The sequence below is a fragment of the Psychrobacter proteolyticus genome, assembly GCF_038155145.1.
In the GTDB taxonomy this organism is placed as follows: domain Bacteria; phylum Pseudomonadota; class Gammaproteobacteria; order Pseudomonadales; family Moraxellaceae; genus Psychrobacter; species Psychrobacter proteolyticus_B.
In genome coordinates, this window is the sequence record NZ_JBAKAY010000242.1 from 1 (window position 1) to 209 (window position 209).

Genomic DNA, 209 nt, shown 5'->3' on the forward strand with positions numbered 1-209 from the left:
CTGAGGCTAAAGTTCAATGGGAAGGGCTAGAGCCTAAGGATCTAGCCTACCTCAAAGACGCTGATAACATTTTGGTGCCTTCTGCAGATGCTTTGAGCCAAGCGGTAGAGCAGGCGAAGACATCAAGTCTGTTAATTAACGATTCATTACATAATCTTACTGAGGACGTATTCAACAGCGCAGTACGTGAAGGGAACTCCATTCGTCTT

General features: G+C 45.5%; 1 protein-coding gene. It reads left to right on the forward strand.

The annotated features are described in order from the left end of the window. The coding region (locus V6252_RS13690) for a hypothetical protein (protein WP_341610790.1) at positions 1–209 on the forward strand (209 nt) is incomplete at both ends.